Source organism: Vibrio cincinnatiensis DSM 19608 (assembly GCF_900167345.1).
GTDB lineage: Bacteria > Pseudomonadota > Gammaproteobacteria > Enterobacterales > Vibrionaceae > Vibrio > Vibrio cincinnatiensis.
This window is the reverse complement of the sequence record NZ_FUXB01000003.1, coordinates 230,323-248,522: the sequence shown is the minus strand read 5'-3', so window position 1 is coordinate 248,522 and position 18,200 is coordinate 230,323. Positions and strand designations below refer to the sequence as shown.

Sequence of the window (18,200 nt, the reverse complement as noted above, 5' to 3'; positions counted from 1 at the left end):
GGTTTTACCCGCTTTTTTATTGTCAAAATTCAAACGATTTTTGGCGTTTTTGTTGTCATTAATTTGACGTAAATATGATTAAAAGCAAAAGCTTGGCTTGATGAATTCATTTTTACATAATTCGTGCAAAGCCGGTTAAATGCCGTTACTATTTTGTTCGCAATGTTCCTTTTTTCGACGATAAATGACAATGAAACTAACTCTAAAACAAAAGCTAATAGGTTCAAGCCTTTCAGCCGTTCTTGTGATGGCCGCCGCTCTGACTTGGTTATCTGCTGATCAACTAAAACAACAAACCAGCCGTGGTATTGTAGCGCGTGCTGAAGCCATCTCTTCAACTGCAACAAAAGGGATCTCCGATTGGATCTCGATTCGTAAAGAGATTTCCAGCGCATTTAATGACTACAGTGCAGAGCCGGATGTGGTGCCATTCCTGCAGCAAGCGCGTAAAGCGGGTGGGTTTGATGATATTTTCTTTGGAACACCCAAGGGAGAGATGTTTCGTTCTCACCCTGAGCGAAACCGCGCTGACTATGATCCTCGGACTCGTCCATGGTATAAAGATGCTTCTTCCGCGGGCAAACAAATCATCACTACCGCATATCAAGATGCAATAACTAATGCGCTACTGGTGACGATAGCGGAACCTGTTCGCCATAATGGACAATTTGCGGGTATTGTTGGGGCAGATGTCTTAATTGATCAGCTCATTAATGATGTATTGAGTATGGATGCGGGTGATAATGCTTATACCATGTTGATCGATACGCAAGATGGTAATTTTCTTGCTCACCCCGATAAGAAATTATTACTTAAGCCAGTTGCTTCACTCAATAAAGCGCTTAACATGACCGTCCTTGAGCAGGCGGCAAATCGTCAGCAGTTACTTGAGTTGAATCTTAATGGACAAGAAGCTTTCTTCTATTTTACCAGAGTACCGAATACCCCATGGGTGTTTGCGGTGCAAATGGATAAAGAAACGGAATTTGCGGCTCATAGCCAATTACTGACGGGCTTATTGGTGACAGCGCTGATTATCACGATCATTGTCGTTTTGATTGTTTCTTGGCTGGTTAGCTTTTTATTCCGTGATTTAGTCCGCGTTTCAAAAGCATTGGAAGAGATAGCGACTGGCGAAGGGGACTTAACTCAACGCTTAGAGCCTCGTAGTGACGATGAAGTTGGGCTATTAGCGAAAAACTTTAATATTTTTGTTGGTAATATGCACAACATGGTGAGCCAGTTAAGCCAAATCTCTCAATCCTTATCGGCTCAGTCTCAAATGACGGCTGCTCATGCAGAAGAACGCAGTGCGCGTATTCGTATGCAGCAAGATGAAGTTAATATGGTGGCAACGGCGATTAACGAAATGGCTGCTGCGACTCAAGAAATAGCGAATAATTCCGAAAGTACGGCACAAAATTCATCAGAAGCTGTTGATGCTTGCTCTCACGGATCGAAGCAAGTATCACAAACTCAGAATTCCATTCACTCTTTAGCTCAAGAAGTTCAGGTTGCAACGGATGTTATTCAAGAATTGGAGGAGCATGGCAACCAGATCAGTACCATTCTTTCAACGATTCAAGGTATCGCGGAGCAAACCAACTTATTGGCTCTAAATGCGGCGATTGAAGCGGCGCGAGCGGGAGAACAAGGTCGAGGGTTTGCGGTTGTTGCAGATGAAGTCCGCGTGTTAAGTCAACGTACACATGCTTCAACCCAAGAAATTCAAAGCATGATCGAGATGCTGCAAGGAACGACCAGCAAAGCGGTGGGTATTATGAATGATAGTCGTCGCTTGGCGGATACCAGCGTTGATGATGCGAACTCTGCGGCAGCCAGCTTGATGCAGATCCATCAAGCGGTTGAGAGCATTAGTGATATGGCGACTCAAATTGCGTCTGCGGCAGAAGAGCAAGCTTCGGTGACATCGGAGATCACGCGTAATACAGTGGGGATCCGTGATGCTTCTAATGATTTAGCCCAAGAGGCGCATGAAGCCGCTTCACAAGCAGCTGAGCTCTCTCAGCTTTCTTATCAGCTCGATCAAGAGATTCGCCGGTTTAAATTGTAAACCGCAGAGAAAGGTAATGGTGAGGAGCCAAGGCTCCTCTTTTTTATAACCAGATTTTTTTATAACCAGAATAAACGCACTGGGTGTTGGCGCGTATAATGATGCGCAATTTGAGCCTGCATTAATTCAGCCGTCGCAATCGCATCAGTTAAAGCGTGATGGGGATGATAAGCGGGTAGGCCATAACGCTGTCGGGTTTGGCCCAAACGTAGCGATTGGGCTTTTTTGCCTCTTAACTTATTCCAAAGACCGGCGGTCACTTTTTTCTGTATTTGCGCTTCTATTTCCATGGTATCAATGATGGGAAATTCGATCCCCTCGTTAATCCGTCGTCGAAAGGCATGATCCAAAAATTCGCGTTCAATTTTATGAAAATGCACGACCACGACTTTCCCTCGTAATTGCTCAAGTAGGTCATCAATAATGTCAGTTAAATCCGGCGCTCCCATAATATCGCTGTGAGTAATGCCATGAATAATAACGGACTCTTCATCCAATTTCTGGCGAGGTCGAACGGTCCAATGCTTCGCTCTATTGAGATAGATGCGTTGCAGAGTAAAGGGGACTAAACCAATGGTGATGATTTCATCTTTATCGGCATTTAATCCCGTCGTTTCAAAGTCCATCGCAACGAACTCCATTTCACCAAGCTCAGTGTTCCCATTGGCAATCTCCGCTTGATAAAAATGTTGCAACACCGGCGTTTGAACGACGGTTTGCTTGGCTCGATATTTATAAGGCCAGTCGATACTGGGCGCTTGAAAAATTCGTTTCATGATCACCCTTACTTAAAATTACTGCTGGCTTGGTAACGATATTTGAGAAAGTTTTGGGCATTGCTCAATATTTGAAATGCATCTTTTAAATTTCGACGTTCAAATTCAGAAAGGTGTTCTGGCTCAATATTGTTATCTGGCTGGATGTCATTCTCCACATCGAAGGCTTGGTGGCGAATACGGACCATTGAAATAAATTCTAATGCATCACGCAGATCTTGCCCTCGGCCTTTGGGTAGTATTCCAGCATCAATGACATCATCTAACCGCTCGAACGAGTTCTTTGAGCGAGAGCCGACGGCGAGGGCATGAACGCGGATTAAATCGGCCAAAGGGGCGGTGCCACGACGTTTTAAGTTAATCGAGTTGTTATGACGGCCATCTTTTTCCATCACAAAATTTTTGAAGAACCCTAGTGGTGGTGTACGATTTAAGGCATTACGTGCCAAACAAGCGAGAAAACGGTTGTTGCGTCTTGCTCGACGCACAATGAAGCCATTGAGCTGTTCTGCCCATTTTAAACGCCCATAGACCCCATCTAAATCAAAAAAGATGGAAGCATTAAGCAGGGCTTTCGGGTTTGGGTTATCAATCCAGTCAGCAAAACAGGCTTCCCACTGCTGGCGGGTCATTCGCCACATAGGGTTGGTTGCCATGATATCGCCAGTGCAGTAGCTATAACCACACTTATCCAATGCATCACAGACAAAGGTTGCCAGTCTGGCAAAGTAGTCACCATGGATGGTTTCATCATAACTGTCATCTAAAATAATCGCATTGTCTTGATCGGTGACGATCAGCTGCTCATCTCGCCCCATTGACCCTAATGCTAAGAAGCAATAAGGGATGGGGGCAGGGCCAAACTCTTCTTCTGCTAATTCAATAATACGCTGTTTAAAACTACGCCCAATGGTTGACATCGCAGTGCCGACCATATGGGAGTTTGCATCTTCATTAACTAAACGGACAAAAGCATCTTTCACTTGTTTAGAGAGCTGTGCTAAATCATCTGCACTGTTTTGTTGGAAGATACTACTGACGAGTAATAGAGAATTTTGCGATTCATAACGAACAATATCAGTAATTTCTATGATACCGATGGGGTTGTTTTCTTTTAGTACGGGAAGATGATGTACGTTGTAGCGAAGCATGGTGAGCATGGCTTCATAAACATAGGCGTTGTGATCGAGAGAGATTACCTCACTGGTCATCACTTCGGTGACGGGTTGGCTATGATCGAGATCGGTCGCTATTACTCGTCGGCATAAGTCACGGTCAGTAATGATTCCAACTACTGGGCTGCTGTCGTCATCATTGTCTTGCATGATATTAGGGTCAATGATCAATAATGATGAGACATTTTCTTCGGACATTTTGATCGCCGCATCTTGAATCGAGGCATCATTATAAACAAAAGGTGCTTCACGGGTGAGTAAGCGCTTGACTTTTGAGGTAGTTAAATCATTTTGTTCAGCTGTATTCGAAATGGCTTGGCGTAATCGTGCATTATCTTGAACTTCAACATAATCGGCAAACGTATCATATTCATCATAGAGTTTTTGAAAGACGACTTCCGGAATGCAGTAGATTAACGTGTCTTCAATCGCTGTAACGGGAAAGCTGACTTTATTATTGGTCAAAAGCCCCATTTGTCCAAAGAGACCACCTTCGGTGATTCGGTTATACAGTTCGCCCTTGCGCCGGTAAATTTCAACCACTCCACTTCTTATCATGTACAGATCTTGAATGTGATCACCCGCATGGATGATTGGAGTATCTTGTCGGAAGTAAGCAATTTCTACATGATGGGCGATATCTTCCAAAATATTGTCAGGAAGTTCATTGAAAGGAGGATAGTGAGCGAGGAAGTTTTTTATTTCTAATAGTTCGGCTTCCATGAAATGGCTCCTGTGTTTTCTGAAAATGGGAGTGGGATAAATCAGCTTTAGGCAAGGTTGAATAGCCAGAAGGTGATTTAGCCAGTCGTACATACTACACGATTTTAGTTTATTACGCTGACCATCCCCACTTGAGTGGACGGTTTTATCCGTATGGAAAGGAAGTGAAAAGAAAAAAGAGTTGGAGGGGCCAACTCTTTAATTGGGAAAAGTAGAAAAGGTTTATAATACCGCTTTAATCCCATCACACAGTGGTGACATGTTGGACTTTGTCATTCCTGCCACACTGATGCGGCCTGAACCGACGATATAAATGGCGAGTTCTTCTTTTAAGCGCAGCACTTGTTCTTTACTGAGCCCTGAGAATGAGAACATGCCGTTTTGACGTTCAATAAAGCTAAAATCAGTGGTGACACCTCGCTCTTTGAGGCTGGTTACAAAGAGCTCACGCATTTCTTGAATACGCTCACGCATTTCAGCTACTTCTGCTTCCCATTCTGCACGAAGTTCTGCGTTGTTGAGGATATAAGTCACGACTGCCGCACCATGTGCCGGTGGGTTAGAATAGATCGAACGGATGATGGCTTTTACTTGGGAAAAGGCGGTTTCTGCAACGGCTGGTGAACCTGCGACTAAGGTGAATGCACCCACTCGCTCGTTATACAGTCCAAAGTTTTTCGAGAAAGAGCTAGCCACTAAAATTTCTTGATTATGTTGTGCAAAAATTCGCAGACCCGCAGCATCTTCTTCTACCCCTTTTGCAAAACCTTGATAAGCGAAGTCAAACAGTGGAAGTAAGCCTTTGTCTGCCACTAGTTTTGCTAAAATTTCCCACTCTTCTAATGTTGGATCGATGCCCGTTGGGTTATGACAACAACCGTGAAATAAGACTACATCACCCGCGCTGGCTTGCTCAAGGTCGGAAACCATCGCTGCAAAATCTTTATCTTTAGCTGCTGCGTTGTAGTAAGTATATTGAGTGGTTTCAAGCCCAGCGGCATTAAATACACCATGGTGGTTCGCCCATGTTGGGTTACTGATCCAAACTTTAACATCACCTAATTGACGTTTGATGAATTCTCCTGCGACACGCAGTGCGCCAGTACCACCCGGGGCTTGGGCCGTTTTTGCCAATTTCTCAGTGACGATCGTTGATTGATCGCCAAACAGAAGTTTTTGCACCGCAAGACCGTACTCGGCCGTTCCTTCAATGGTCAGATAAGACTTTGTCTTTTCTGATTCAAGCAGTGCAGCTTCGGCTTTTTTCACTGTCGCAAGAACAGGCGTTTCACCTGCTTCATTCTTGTAGATGCCCACACCCAAGTTGATTTTTTCTTTTCGAGGATCATTTTTAAACTCTTCAGTCAAACCAAGAATTGGGTCAGCAGGGGCCGCGACAACTTTTTCAAACATAATATCCATCCATGTAAAGTTAAGGTGAGAAGATTGATTCCAGCTATTTATACCTTTCTGGTTGCGCAGTGACAACCATAGTCCAGTGGAAAATGAAAAAAACCTTCGGCTTAGCGAAGGTTTTTGATCACACCAGCTGTTTAGAAGTTAGCACTACGTGGCGTACGAGGGAATGGGATGACATCTCTTACGTTACCCATACCGGTGACATAAGAAACGAGGCGCTCGAAACCAAGACCAAATCCTGCGTGTGGTACAGTGCCGTAACGACGTAAATCACGATACCAGCTCATATGTTCAGGGTCGATACCCATCTCAATCATGCGTGCATCAAGTACGTCTAAACGCTCTTCACGTTGTGAACCACCGATAATTTCACCAATACCTGGGGCCAAAACATCCATTGCGGCAACGGTTTTACCGTCTTCATTAAGGCGCATATAAAAGGCTTTAATGTCTTTTGGATAGTTTTTCACAATAACGGGTGCTTTAAAGTGCTCTTCAGCCAAGTAACGTTCATGTTCAGAAGAAAGGTCGATACCCCATTCCACATCAAATTCAAACTTGCGACCAGAATCGAGCAGAATCGTAATCGCATCGGTATAGTCAACCTGTGCAAAATCTGATTGAACAAACTGCTCTAAACGTGTGATGGCGTCTTTATCGATGCGAGAAGCAAAGAATTCAAGGTCGTCACGACGTTCAGTCAGTACGGCATTGAAAACATATTTGAGCATATCTTCAGCCAGTTTTGCTACATCATTAAGATCAGCAAACGCCACTTCCGGCTCAACCATCCAAAACTCTGCTAAGTGGCGGCTGGTGTTTGAATTCTCTGCGCGGAAGGTGGGGCCAAAGGTATAGACTTTGCTCAAAGCACAAGCATAAGCTTCGGCGTTGAGCTGGCCTGATACCGTTAAAAAGGTTTCTTTGCCGAAGAAATCTTCGCTAAAGTCGATGTCGCCATTGTCTTTATGGGGCAAGTTGGTCATATCTAGTGTTGAAACACGGAACATTTCCCCAGCACCTTCCGCATCGGATGCGGTGATCAATGGCGCAGAAACCCAGTAGTAGCCTTGTTCGTGGTAGAAACGATGAATGGCTTGAGCGAGGCAGTGACGAACGCGAGCGACTGCACCAATTACGTTAGTACGTGGACGTAGGTGGGCGACTTCTCGTAAATATTCAATGGAATGACGAGTTTTTGCCATTGGGTAAGTCTCAGCATCTTCAACCCAACCAACCACTTTGACATGGGTCGCGGCGAGTTCGAAATCTTGTCCGCTTGCTGGGGACTCAACAACCGTCCCCGTAATTTCTACAGAACATCCGGTGGTCAGTTTCAAAACATCGTCTTGATAATTATTGAGATTACTCGGGACCACGGCCTGAATCGGGTCGAAACAAGAGCCGTCATATATGGCAAGGAAAGAGATTCCAGCTTTGGAATCACGACGTGTACGGATCCAGCCGCGAACAGTGACTTCACTGTCTACTGCAAGCTTACCGCTTAATACGTCTTTTACAGGCGCGTAAGTCATGTTTGTTATAGTCTCCATTGAGGTAAAAATTCAACCCAATGTTCATTCACAGTATTTTTGTTTAAAAATAGGCTAAACATTGGGTTGGATTAAATTTTACAAATTCAATGGCACATATTACCTGTCAATTTTTCCGCATCAACCTTTAATATCATTTCACGGCTTAATTCTTGTTCGAAAGGGGGATGTTGAACAAGATCAAGGCGAATTTTTCGGATTTTAATCCTTGATCATGGGGTATTGGCCAAGATTTTTACCATCCTAGGGCATACTTTACTTGTGTGGATGGTACTTGTCTCATGTCATGAGATTCCGTAGTATGGCCCCTCTTTTCAAAAGCCCGAGTCGTTAGATGAAAACCGAAATTTATAAAGAGTTTATGTTTGAGGCTGCCCATCGTTTACCGCATGTGCCAGAAGGGCATAAATGTGGTCGTTTGCATGGGCATTCTTTCTTAGTTCGACTTTATGTCGAGGGGGAGGTTGATCCCCATACCGGGTGGATCGTTGATTTTGCAGAGATTAAAGCGGTATTTAAACCGATTTATGAGCGTCTGGATCACTATTATTTAAATGACATTGAAGGGTTAGAAAACCCAACCAGTGAAGTGTTAGCAAAGTGGATTTGGCAACAATTGAAACCCAACCTACCTTTATTGAGTAAAGTCGAAATTAAAGAAACCTGTACAGCCGGGTGCGTGTATACCGGATAATACGATGCCCAAGCATGAGGCTTGGGCAAAAAGGCTTAACTCTCTTCCTCTGAGAGGATCGTCTCTCCCCCTAGGCTTTGATAAAGGGTACTTAGCGTTACCCGTTGATGGTAGTCGTTCTCCAGTAAAGCGGCTCGTGCATTACGTTCGTTTTCTTGGGCATCCAGTAGCGTTTTAATTTCTATGGCCCCATGTTGATATTGGCTTTGATAGATACGCATTGCTTCAGCGGCGCTTTGCCATTGCTGGACTAATTTTTCAGCTTGGTACTGATAATTTTCTCGGGCGGATAAGGCATTATCGACATCCTGAAAGGCGGCATATAAGGTCTTGCGATAAGTGATGATGGCCGATTCATACTGTACTTGTGCAATGTCTCGCTTTAGCTGCATTTCATTCCAATTTAAAAATGGCAGAGTCAGGTCGGCCCCTAAGGTACCGATGGGATCGCTCAGTAGTTTCTTTAATTCCGTCGAAGATCCTCCCAGTGCCCCAGTCAGAGTGAGCGCGGGAAAATAACTACGACGAGTGCTTTCCTTAGCAGCCAAAAAAGCTTGAAGTTGATATAAGGCTTGTTTGACATCGGGCCTGCGTGCCAAAACCTCTGCGGGTATTCCTGCTGAAATCGAAGGTAGGGGTTGCTCTGGCAGTTGATTAATTTCAATATCGGCTTGATCTGGATCCTGCTCAAACAAAATAGCTAAGGCATTACTGGCTTGTCGATATTGTTGCTGATAATCACGGTGTGCCGCTTCCAATCCAGCCAGTGAGCGTTTGGCTTCTAACATGGTCAAGCGTGAGCTCGCACCATGGGCATATTGGCTTTGAGCAAGGTTGAATGTTTGTATGGCGTTATCAATATCTTGTTGGCTTAAACGGATTCGTTGTTTTAAATAGCCGATTTGCCAATAGAGTTGGGCGGTGGTTGCTACTAAACTTTGTGCGGTTGCTTCTCGCTCTTGTTGCGTTGCGAGGGCCAGCCATTGACTTTCATCAATCGTCGCTGAAAGCTTACCCCATAAGTCCACTTCATAACTGACGCTGATTTTAGCCTGATAGTTGTTAGACGTGTCGCCATGGTTGAGATCTTTTGAACGGTTGCCGGATACCCCAGCAGCGAGATCGGGAATCCGTTGATCTCTGTCTAGGTTAGCGTTTAAGCGAGCTTGTTTTAAAGTGAGCGTCGCTAATGCAAGGTCGTGGTTCGTGGACAGAACGCGCTCGACTAACAGATCAAGCTTAGGATCTTGAAAGTTTTTCCACCACTGGCTTTCCCACACCGTATTGGTGTCTTGTTGAGGCGTATGCCAATCAGTGGCAATAAAAACAGAAGGTTCTACGGGTTCATAGTGAGAGGAACAGCCAAACAGTAGCAACATGGATAAAGCTAAGCTTGAATATTGAGTTGAAGGTAACATGTTTACTCCCGAGCAAGCGCATCAATAGGGTTTAGCTGAGCGGCATTTTTCGCAGGAAGATAGCCAAATAAAACGCCAATTAATGTTGAGCACAAAAATGCAGAGACGATCGAGGAGGTAGAATAGATCAAGGTAAAACTACTACCGAACGAGGAAAAACCAACTCCGATTAAATAGGCGAGGGCAATTCCGATGACCCCACCGCACAAACACACAAGCACGGCTTCGATAAGAAATTGACGTAAAATGTCATGCTGCCTTGCACCTACGGCCATTCGCACCCCGATTTCTCGGGTACGTTCGGTGACCGAAACCAGCATAATATTCATGACGCCAATGCCACCAACAATTAACGAAATAACGGCAATGGCGGAGATGAGTAAAGTCATGGTGGCGGTTGTTTTTTGGATGTTTTGTTGAATGGTGTCGGTATTAATCGTGAAAAAGTCTTTAGTACCATGGCGCATGGTTAATAAAGAGATAATGGCTTGTTCTGCCGCATTACTGGGGATGTTGTCATCAAGACGCACGGTAATTCGATTGAGATGGGTTTGACGCATCATCCGTGCATTAATTGTACTGTAAGGAACCCATATATTGAGGGAGTCATTATTGCCAAATGCGCTCTCTTTGGCCGCAGTCACACCAATAATTCGGATAGGCAGTTTACCTGCAAAAATGACTTTACCGATGGGATTTTCATCAGCAAAAAGCGCCGTTAATGTATTGTGATCGATGACGGCTTCTTGGGCTAAGTGATCAACACTGGACTGATCCCAATATTGTCCTTTGGCAAGTTCATAGCCACGAACTCGGAAAAAATCAGGCCCAACCCCTTGTATGGAAGCGGTGACCGATTGATTACTAAATTTGATGGTGGCGGAACTATTGACGGTGGGGGTGACACTGTCAATAAACGGCAGTGATTGCAGCGCTTGAGCATCTTCTGCGGTTAACGTTCGAATTCGCCCTGAACGTCGGTCACCAAAGCCCGTTCCGGGCATAATATCAATCGTGTTGGTGCCCATAGAGGCAATGCTTTCTAAAATCGACTTTTGTGAGCCATTTCCGAGCGCCACAACGGAAACCACCGATGCAATCCCAATGATGATTCCGAGCATAGTTAAGAAGGTTCTTAACCGATGGTTTGACATGGCTAAAAGCGCCATTTTTAACGCTTCCCAAAAATTGTCGATCCACTTTTGGCTACGACCGAGAGTCGAGGTATTGAATGGAGGAGTGCTATGGGGAAGGGCGCTTGGCCGTAGAGCAGTATCACTCGTCGAGGGTTTGATACGATCACTGAGAATTTCACCATCTTTGATCTCAATGATGCGATCAGCATACTGAGCCACATGCATATCGTGAGTAACGATAATGATGGTGTGCCCAAGGCTATGTAGCTCTTGCAGCAGTTGCATCATTTCCGAACCACTTTTACTGTCAAGCGCCCCCGTCGGTTCATCGGCAAGAATCACATCTCCTCCATTAACGAGGGCCCGAGCAACGGAAACCCGTTGTTGCTGCCCACCGCTTAGTTGATTCGGCTTGTGATCCAGCCGGTCGGCTAGGCCTAATCGTTCAAGCAGTTTACGCGCTCTTTCATGGCGAGCCTGTTTATCGTATCCAGCATAAATAGCCGGAACCTCCACATTCCCTAAGGCATCTAAATCCCCTAACAGGTGGTAGCGTTGAAAGATAAACCCAAAATATTCACGGCGTAGCTCAGCCAGTTGATCAGAATTCAGTTGTGAGGTGTTCTGTCCGTTGATCCAATATTCACCACAGCTTGGCGTATCTAAGCAGCCTAAGATATTCATTAAGGTCGATTTACCTGAACCAGAAGCGCCAACAATGGCAACCATTTCACCTCGAGTAATGGTAAGATCGATCTCTTTTAAGACAGTGAGCGTTTCATCGCCAGAAGTAAAATGGCGGGAAACATTGACGATTTTTAATAAAGCATCCGACATTAGAAACGCATCCCCGGTGGACCCATACGACGGCTCGTGTTGTCACTGAGTGTGTTTGGCATGCCTAAAATCAGAGTATCGCCTTCATTGAGCCCTTCAAGAATTTCTACATTCACTTTATTGTTGATGCCAATTTTGACATCACGAAACACAGGTTGGTCATTTTCTAATACCGGAACTTGGTAGCGAGGTTTTGGTCCCGGTTGTCTGATGAGCACTTGAGCGGGGATCAATAGCGTATTTTCTGAGCGGCGTAAAACAATGGTGACTTGAGCCGTCATGCCGATACGTAATAGTCCATCAGAGTTATCAATATCAAACAAGCCATGATAGTAAATCGCTTCGTCATTACTGATTGAAAGGTTACTGTCATTGCCTGTCATTAATGTTGGACCGGGTTCAATAGCACGTAATGTACTGGAATAACGTTTATTGGGCTGGCCTAGAATGGTGAAATAAGTGGGTAACCCCGGAGTGACTTTAATGATATCGGCTTCCGATATTTGAGCTTTTACCGTCATGGTATCGAGGACTGCTAGCTCAATAATCGTGGGGGTGGTTTGATTAGCATTAACCGTTTGGCCTTCTTCAACTGCATTGTAAACCACCGTTCCATCCATCGGCGCTCGAATGGTGGTGTAATTGAGGTCGAGTTTGGCGCTATCCACATTAATTTTTGCTTGCTCTTGCTGTGCTTCTAGCTGTTTAAGTTCTGCATTATACACGGCAAGTGATGCCTGAGCGGCTTCGTAATCGGCTTGTGAGCTAGCATTCTCTGCCAACATGGCTTTTTGTCGGTTAAATTCAGCTTGAGCTTGACGAATCAACGCCTGTTTGGCTTGATATTGTGCATTTAAGCTGTTCAATGAGGCTTGGGCTTCTTTGAGTTTATTTTGCTGAGTCAGGTTGTCGATTTGAGCCACTAAATCGCCTTGTCGAATATGATCCCCTAAATTGACGGCCAGTGTCTCAATTTGACCTGAGACTTGAGCCCCAATTGCCACTAGCTTTGAAGCTTGTAGCATTCCGGTAGCAAGCACGGTTTCTTCGATATTACCGCGTTGAACGGTATCGGTGACGTAGGTTGCCGCTTTGGGTTTGGGATACAAGGTATAACCCAGTGCGATAAGGATCAAAATGACGATCAACAGCGTGAGAGTGGTTTTCTTAGTAATAGAGGATGACATGGTAATAAGGTGAACCAGCATATAAAAGAGAATGATTATCACCATTTATAACGTTATCTTGAGATAAAACAAGTGGTTGTTTGGTAAAGCTAAGTAAAGATAGGTAAAGGCGAAATAAAAAGCCTGACGCAGAAGCATCAGGCTTGGAGAGATGAATGTTTTAGGAAAGAATTAGCAGATCACTTTAACCGCTAATCCACCTTGGGAGGTTTCACGGTATTTGGCATTCATATCCTTTCCTGTTTCTAACATCGTCTCAATCACTTTGTCTAAGGAAACGCGTGGAGCGGAAGAGCGACGCATAGCCATACGAGTGGAGTTAATGGCTTTAACCGCAGCAATCCCGTTGCGTTCAATGCAGGGAACTTGTACTTGGCCAGCGACAGGATCGCACGTTAAGCCTAAGTTATGTTCCATAGCGATTTCTGCGGCCATACACACTTGTTCAGGGCTACCGCCGAGTAGTTCCGCTAAGCCTGCCGCTGCCATTGAGCAGGCGACGCCCACTTCCCCTTGGCAACCTACTTCGGCACCAGAAATGGATGCATTTTGCTTATAAAGACCCCCAATCGCACCTGATGCGGCGAAATAACGAATGTAATCTTTTTCGGTGACGGTTTGGATGAATTTATCGTAATAGGCCAGAACGGCGGGAATGATGCCACAAGCGCCATTTGTTGGTGCGGTGACGACTCGTCCACCTGCTGCATTTTCTTCATTGACAGCAAAGGCATACATATTGACCCAGTCCACCACGGCCATGGGATCATTAGTGGTTTTTTCTGAGGTTAATAATTGTTGGCGCAAGGCCGCGGCTCGGCGAGGTACGCGTAGCGGTCCGGGTAAAATGCCCTCTGTGCTCATTCCGCGTTCCATACATTCACGCATTGTCCGCCAGATATTAGCAAAATAGCTGTGAACTTCTTCATCAGAGTGCATCGCTTTTTCATTTGCCATCACGAGTGTACTGATCGATAAGCCATGTTCTTGACACTGGTTAATCAGTTGCTCAGCACTGCTAAATGGATAAGGTACTTGGATGGGGGAATCAATGGCTTTTCCAAAGCTTTCTTCATCAACAATAAAGCCACCACCAATAGAATAGTAGGTTTTAGCATAAACGACTTCATCATCGATCCAAGCGTGGATTTGCATTCCATTCTCATGTAAAGACAAGTTCGTTTTGTGGAAATTCATGCCTCCTTCACGAGGGAAGTCGACCGTATGACAGTGCATACCGACTGGAAGTCGCTCGGTTTCTTCAACGCGAGCCATGAAATTTGGAATTGCATCAATATCGACTTTTTCAGGCGTATTACCTGCCAAGCCCATAACAATGGCGATATCCGTATGGTGACCTTTCCCTGTCAGTGATAATGATCCATAAACATCCACGGTTATTTTAGTGATGTCACGCAATTTTCCCATTGCGCGGAGGTCATCAATAAATTGTTTTCCCGCTTTCATTGGGCCAACCGTGTGTGAGCTTGATGGTCCGACACCAATTTTATAGATATCAAATACACTAATCATATTGATTACCTCAAAATCAGGCCCCCCTTAAAAAAGGGAGGCCTTCTTATCATTCTATTTTATGTTTTTAATCTCATACATTGATTCAGAGATTAAAGAGCGCCGTAGATTACAGAACTAATGGCGGCAAAACCACAAATAACTGTAAAAATTTGTACAGGAGCAGAGGTTTTATACTTTGCCATTGCTGGTACATTGCGCATCGCAAAAACAGGCAGTATGAACAAGATGGCCGCAATCATGGGAGCCCCCATGGTTTCAATCATGCCGAGGATACTAGGGTTAATGATAGCAATCACCCAAGTAGTCAGAACAATGAACAGCAATGAGATCTTTTCAATTTTCGTTGTCGACAGTTGGCTACGTGATTTGACCAACCCAACTAAGCCTTCATGGGCACCTAAAAAGTGGCCAAAGTAGCTAGAGGTAATCGCTGCAAAAGCAACAATAGGGCCTAAATAAGAGATAAGCGGAGATTCATGCACATTCGCTAGGTAAGACAATACACTGATGTTTTGTTCCTGCGCCATATGTAATTGCTCTGGGGTCAGAGAAAGTACTACAGAGAAGACAAAAAACATCACAAATCCCATCAGCATCATTGCTGAGCCTGCGGTAATCATATCTGTTTTTGCTACCGCTTTATCACCATGCTCAAGGCGTTGTACTTTAGTAAACTGGCTAATAATAGGGCTGTGGTTAAAAGAGAAGACGATAATAGGAATCGCAAGCCATACTACTAATGGGAGCGAAGACCAATCTGGTGAGCTTTCCATCATTGAAGTATTCCAATCAGGAATTAGGAATAGAGAAAGCGCAAGCAGGATAAAGACTAAGGGGTAAACCATAGCCGAAGTGGCCTTTAGCATCAGTTCTTTACCAAAAACGACACCCGCCGTCATTGCGGTAATGAGAGCACCAGAAAGTAGCCAACGAGGAATGGATGCCATACCAACTTGGTGAACTAAGAAAGAATCAACGGTATTAGTAATACCGACACCATAGATAAGAACAATAGGGTAAATGGCAAAAAAGTAAGCAAAAGTGATAAGGTTAGCGCCAGTTTTACCAAAGTGTTCTTCAACCGTATCGGTAATATCGGAATCAGGTTTGCTCGCTGAAAGTACAAAACGTGCTAATCCTTTATGGGCAAACCAAGTCATAGGTGCAGCAAGTAGGGCTAGAATAACTAATGGCCAAAAGCCTCCCGCCCCTGCCTTAATCGGCAAAAATAGGACGCCAGCCCCGACGGCGGTGCCGAAGAGTGACAGTGACCATACGAAATCTTTATAGGTCCATTTACCAGCAGATTGTGTGGTCGATAAAACCTTTGTGGTTGTATTCATGTTTAATTTACTCATTTTGGGAACAGGAAATAAATCGGGTGCAATTTTGCAGTTTTTCTTACAATAAAAAATAGATCTAAATCATGTATTACCTGTGTTACTGAATGATATGTCAAAAACCGACTCACGATCACGAAAAAACTGTGCTACATGTGAAAAATGTTAATATATGGATTAGATAAAGTTATCTAATGGTGTTTTTGATAGGGTTTTATTGATACCAAACGTTTGCTTTTCTTGTGCGAAGAAAGGTGAATATGAAAAAAGAGTGCTGTGAAAGACGATAAATTTGGCTAACGAGACAGATTAATATGGTTTTGCAGAGCTTGGATGATTTGAGCGGTCATACCCCATATAAAATGATGTTTATATGGAATAGCAAATACTCTATGTAGGGTATTTTGTATCTGAAAAGTGCTGCTGTAGAGTTTACGTTGATCCAGCAAATAGTTGGCTGGAATTTCAAAAACCTCCTCCACTTCATTGCGATCGATACGCGTTTTATAATTAGCATCAATGAATGCAACAACGGGGGTTACGGCAAAATGGCTGACAGTGACCAGCTCGGGTAGCTGGCCTAAAATCTCGATTTCGTTGCTTGATACCCCAATTTCTTCTTGTGCTTCACGTTTGGCTGTCTGATAGAGTGAACCATCACTCTCTTCATATTTCCCACCGGGAAAACTGATTTGCCCGGGGTGATGTTTAAGGTGAGCGGCTCGTTTTGTTAAGACAATATTGAGCCCATTTTCACGTTCGACAAACCCCACTAAAACGGATGCTTTTCGTAATGAATTTGGCGATAAATGGGCGACACGCAGAAGAGACTGAGCATGATAGGCCGCAGGCATGGTTAAAAGAAAGCTTTGCATTAATTGTGTTTTATTAACGTTAGCAATATCCACGTGAGTTATTCCCATAGGCCCTTGGTTTCTATCTGGTCTTATTATTTAAGAATAGGCAAAATACGACTGAGTTTATCTAATGTTTCTTGATATTCTGCATCACATTGGCTGTCGGCAACGATGCCACCTCCTGCCCAAGCATACAATTGCTGCTGGTGGGCTATCAAGGTTCGGATGCTAATATTGGTATCCATACGCCCATGGCGGCTGATATAACCGATAGAGCCGCAATAAGCACTTCGACGGTGCGGCTCTAACTCTTCAACGATTTCCATTGCCCGTATTTTAGGGGCTCCTGTGATGGAGCCGCCGGGAAAACTGGCTCGCAACAAATCGGTTGTTTGATACTGCGCATCCAGTTTAGCTCGAATCGTACTCACTAAGTGGTGGACGGCAGGAAAGCTTTCAATGGTAAATAGTTTAGGGACATGAACGCTTCCGGGTTTAGCGACCCGTCCAATATCATTACGCAGTAGATCGACGATCATTAAATTTTCTGCTTGATCTTTCTCAGCGCAAGCCAGTTCTCTTGCATTGCTTGCATCTTGTTCTGGGTCCTCACTGCGAGGACGGGTTCCTTTAATCGGTTTCGTTTCAATCTCGTTTTGATTGACCAGTAAAAAACGTTCAGGTGAAACGCTGAGGATTGCGCCTTCTTTAAGGCGTATGAAAGCTGAAAAAGGGGCCTGATTGACTTGCTCTAGTTTTTGGTAAGCCAACCATTCACTGCCAAGATACCCAGCTTGAAAGCGTTGCGCGAGATTGATTTGATAACAATCACCTGAGCGTAAGTATTCTTGAATCTGAGTAAATTTCTGCTGATATTGTTCGGCGGACATATTGGATTGCCAAGCTGTAGTGAGTTTAAAAGGAAGAGGCGAAACTTGAGTCTGGGAATTTAGCCATGCTTGTGCTTTGTCCAGATGTTGGCCGGCCCAGCACGCTGATTGTTGATGGTGGTCGATTATGATTGCCCATTCATAAAGACCGAATGCCATGTCTGGTATCGATAGGTCGTGCTTAGCGATAGAGGGTAATTTTTCCACGCGACGGCCTAAATCATAACTAAAATAGCCAACGGCTCCTCCCACGAAAGGGAGTTCCTCTTGAATAGCCAAACTAGGTAAATAGAGGGCTTGTAATTGAGCGAGGAGTGTAAAAGGATCTGTTTGTGACAATGTCACACCTTCGGGTTCTCGAATTTCTGTTGTATCCGCAAAGGTGGTCAAGGTTACAATAGGATTAGCGACCAGAATATCAAATCGGCTGTCTTCATGCTGCTCTGATGGAGAGCGTAATAACATCGCCCAAGGTAAATGCTCAATGTGTGAAAAAATCTGATGCGCAAGGTTTTTTTGGTAGCCGATAGACTGAATTTGCACGGTTTTTGGTTCGTTGGTATTCATTTGTGTAATTTGTGACAA

At 44.4% G+C, this 18,200-nt stretch carries 13 protein-coding genes; 2 read left to right on the top strand and 11 right to left on the bottom strand.

The genetic code is table 11. The annotated features are described in order from the left end of the window. Positions 1-190: 190 nt before the first annotated feature. Positions 191-2,074, top strand: coding sequence for a methyl-accepting chemotaxis protein (locus B5D54_RS03945; RefSeq protein ID WP_078925178.1), 1,884 nt, complete (start codon positions 191-193; stop codon positions 2,072-2,074). Between the two features lie 59 nt (positions 2,075-2,133). Here B5D54_RS03945 and B5D54_RS03940 read toward each other — a convergent pair whose 3' ends face one another. From B5D54_RS03940 to asnS, 4 genes are all read right to left on the bottom strand, one after another. Beyond that, positions 2,134-2,850 (bottom strand): 3'-5' exonuclease, encoded by a 717-nt coding sequence (locus B5D54_RS03940; protein WP_078925177.1) that lies wholly within the window; start codon positions 2,848-2,850, stop codon positions 2,134-2,136. A gap of 8 nt (positions 2,851-2,858) precedes the next feature. Beyond that, positions 2,859-4,748, bottom strand: coding sequence for a DUF294 nucleotidyltransferase-like domain-containing protein (locus tag B5D54_RS03935; RefSeq protein ID WP_078925176.1), 1,890 nt, complete (start codon positions 4,746-4,748; stop codon positions 2,859-2,861). Positions 4,749-4,970: 222 nt separating this feature from the next. Continuing rightward, positions 4,971-6,161 carry an amino acid aminotransferase gene (locus tag B5D54_RS03930; protein ID WP_115173919.1) on the bottom strand — a complete coding sequence of 397 codons (1,191 nt, stop codon included), beginning with the start codon at positions 6,159-6,161 and terminating at the stop codon, positions 4,971-4,973. Between the two features lie 140 nt (positions 6,162-6,301). Continuing rightward, positions 6,302-7,702: an asparagine--tRNA ligase gene (gene asnS / locus B5D54_RS03925; protein WP_078925174.1), complete on the bottom strand. Its 1,401-nt coding sequence runs from the start codon at positions 7,700-7,702 to the stop codon at positions 6,302-6,304. Positions 7,703-8,054: 352 nt separating this feature from the next. Between asnS and queD the strand changes: the two genes are divergently transcribed. After that, a complete protein-coding gene (gene queD, locus B5D54_RS03920) occupies positions 8,055-8,414 on the top strand; it encodes a 6-carboxytetrahydropterin synthase QueD (RefSeq protein ID WP_078925173.1) in 360 nt (119 codons plus the stop codon). A gap of 35 nt (positions 8,415-8,449) precedes the next feature. Here queD and B5D54_RS03915 read toward each other — a convergent pair whose 3' ends face one another. The 7 genes from B5D54_RS03915 to pabB all read right to left on the bottom strand — a co-directional run bounded on the left by B5D54_RS03915 (position 8,450) and on the right by pabB (position 18,182). Further along, positions 8,450-9,832 carry an efflux transporter outer membrane subunit gene (locus tag B5D54_RS03915; RefSeq protein WP_078925172.1) on the bottom strand — a complete coding sequence of 461 codons (1,383 nt, stop codon included), beginning with the start codon at positions 9,830-9,832 and terminating at the stop codon, positions 8,450-8,452. 2 nt (positions 9,833-9,834) lie between these two features. After that, positions 9,835-11,805, bottom strand: coding sequence for a MacB family efflux pump subunit (locus tag B5D54_RS03910; RefSeq protein ID WP_078925171.1), 1,971 nt, complete (start codon positions 11,803-11,805; stop codon positions 9,835-9,837). Next, positions 11,805-12,992: an efflux RND transporter periplasmic adaptor subunit gene (locus B5D54_RS03905; protein WP_078925220.1), complete on the bottom strand. Its 1,188-nt coding sequence runs from the start codon at positions 12,990-12,992 to the stop codon at positions 11,805-11,807. The genes B5D54_RS03910 and B5D54_RS03905 overlap by 1 nt, the downstream gene beginning before the upstream one ends. Positions 12,993-13,163: 171 nt before the next feature. Continuing rightward, complete coding sequence (locus tag B5D54_RS03900; protein WP_078925170.1) at positions 13,164-14,525, bottom strand: L-serine ammonia-lyase; 1,362 nt, start codon at positions 14,523-14,525, stop codon at positions 13,164-13,166. Between the two features lie 92 nt (positions 14,526-14,617). Next, positions 14,618-15,871, bottom strand: coding sequence for an aromatic amino acid transport family protein (locus B5D54_RS03895; protein WP_078925169.1), 1,254 nt, complete (start codon positions 15,869-15,871; stop codon positions 14,618-14,620). Positions 15,872-16,164: 293 nt separating this feature from the next. After that, a complete protein-coding gene (locus tag B5D54_RS03890) occupies positions 16,165-16,770 on the bottom strand; it encodes a CoA pyrophosphatase (protein WP_115173942.1) in 606 nt (201 codons plus the stop codon). 47 nt (positions 16,771-16,817) lie between these two features. Next, a complete protein-coding gene (gene pabB / locus B5D54_RS03885; RefSeq protein ID WP_115173918.1) occupies positions 16,818-18,182 on the bottom strand; it encodes an aminodeoxychorismate synthase component 1 in 1,365 nt (454 codons plus the stop codon). Positions 18,183-18,200 lie beyond the last annotated feature (18 nt).